Raw genomic sequence first — 1,884 nt, 5'->3', positions numbered from 1 at the left:
AGGACAGAGCATGCATCCGGTGATGAACGACACAAAATGGGAGGAGATTCGCCTCGCCATGTACAGCCTCGGTGAGCTTGCTCCGCGCTGGAGAACGCTCGATTTGGAGAATRGGCGTGTTTCCGAATGGGACGGAGAATGGTTTTATCACTTCAGCGTAGGAGGCTATCGGTTCATTGAGTCGCTCGAAATCACTGTTGTATCGCATGCCCAGAAGGAGGCTGTCCTGAGTGCGTTGATTCGAATCCGTGTTCCTGGCGAGCACGCCGAGTACGGGTTTAAGGTGTTCGGCTACGTCGCGGACGGGGCCGCAGTTGACTACCTGGAGCGCTCCGACAGGTCGGAACACTGAAGCTCGGCCTTCCCGCCCCACTGATCCATGTCGGAGGCGACCGTCCTGACGAGGAGAAGCTGCTTGGTACTGGCGGCATCATCATTGGTGGGTATGTCGGGTCGCCAGGTTGTGAAAGGTAGTGCAATGCAATGTAACTGGTGGGCCAACACGGACCCGCAACTGCAGGAGGCGGCTTCGCCGCAAGTGTTGCGGTCCGGTTGCTTTCAACGTTAGGCGTCAGGAGTCCGTGTGCAAGGCAACGAAAGACATCCTCTCAATGTTCCGGGTGACTTCTATGTCCAGGACGGTTGCTGCGTCTCTTGTTTGGTGCCATTCGAGGCTGCGGGAGACATGCTGCGCTTTGACGATGAAGTACGCCACTGCTATGTCTGTCGCCAACCGGCAAGCTCCGGGGAAGAACGGTCTATGGCAGAGGCAATCGGTCTGTCTGAGGTTCGATGCATTCGATACGGCGGCACAGATGCATCAATCCTGAGATTGCTCTCTCAAGCTGGTGAACAAGACCAATGCGATGCAATTTCAAACATCGCCAGCTCACTGCACAATGCCCAAGATCCGAGGCTCAAGAGTGAGGGCGCTCCCGGCAAACGAGTTTGGTGGCTTCGGTGGCGCAAATGACGCCTAACCCTTCCTTCGAGCGCACCCGCCTGCGGCGGTCCGGTTTAGTCAAATGTTATGCCTCATGAAAATGCGATCTCCTCACCTGGCCATTGAGCATATCTGGGAAGACGAATGGATGCTCGAGTTGCGCGTTTCCGCTGACGATGGCTTGTTTTCCGGCGTGACTCAGGTCTATACGACCTGGGAGAGTCTGCGAGACCTCCGGAGCCGGCTTCGAGGCTTTCCTCGCTCGACGAACGACGTAGTTGATGAACTAATCGGTGCGCCTGGGGGGTATTCTTATCTTCGGTTGCGGTTTCATTGCATCGATGGATCCGGACACGCGAAAGTGGAGGTTGAATTGCAGAAAAGCGAGCAGCAGGACGGTGCACTAGACTGTCGGCCACAACTCAAGACATACGTACTTTTTGAACCTGCGGCAATGGACAACTTCGTTTCTCAAATCGACGTCATGATTAGTGCGAAGGGCGGGGCGGCAAAGCTGGTAGGTCATGATGCATAACTTGTCAGTCGACACGGACCCACAACAGCAGAAGGCGGTATCGCCGCAGATGTTGATGGTCCGATCATCTCTACGTTAGAACGTCCCTCAATGTTTCGCTCTGCCACCATCGCTGAAGTCACTGACCTTTTGGAAGACGGCCTTCGCAGGTTGCATCCAGAGCATCGGGCAGCTTTAGGGAAGGCCTGCATAGCTCCGCGTGAGCTGTCGATCGCGGATTCACCGGGTGAGTATGTCGTTGCCGTCGCTGCTTTTGGCGATAAGCTGCTGTACTGGTCCGACGTAGAAGAGGGGTGGGAGCTCGAACGCCCAGACGACGAGGGCGGCATTGCGTCGCGTGGCTGCAACCAATTTGAGCTAATTCATGTCATGTATCAAACGCTGGGAGATCCCGATGYGGTCTAAC

3 protein-coding genes are annotated in these 1,884 nt (G+C 55.8%); all 3 read left to right on the top strand.

The genetic code is table 11. The features are described 5' to 3' along the window. On the top strand, positions 1–352 hold a 352-nt coding region (locus AC1D1Z_RS36940; protein ID WP_477853768.1), incomplete at its 5' end, for a DUF6678 family protein. A 685-nt stretch (positions 353–1,037) separates the two neighbouring features. Further along, complete coding sequence (locus tag AC1D1Z_RS36935; protein ID WP_477700137.1) at positions 1,038–1,478, top strand: hypothetical protein; 441 nt, start codon at positions 1,038–1,040, stop codon at positions 1,476–1,478. A 90-nt stretch (positions 1,479–1,568) separates the two neighbouring features. Then, positions 1,569–1,883, top strand: coding sequence for a hypothetical protein (locus tag AC1D1Z_RS36930; protein ID WP_477853766.1), 315 nt, complete (start codon positions 1,569–1,571; stop codon positions 1,881–1,883). Position 1,884 lies beyond the last annotated feature (1 nt).

This window comes from Rhizobium sp. P1_E1 (genome assembly GCF_056406015.1).
The sequence above is the reverse complement of the archived record's forward strand: the minus strand, read 5'-3'. Positions and strand labels throughout refer to the sequence as shown.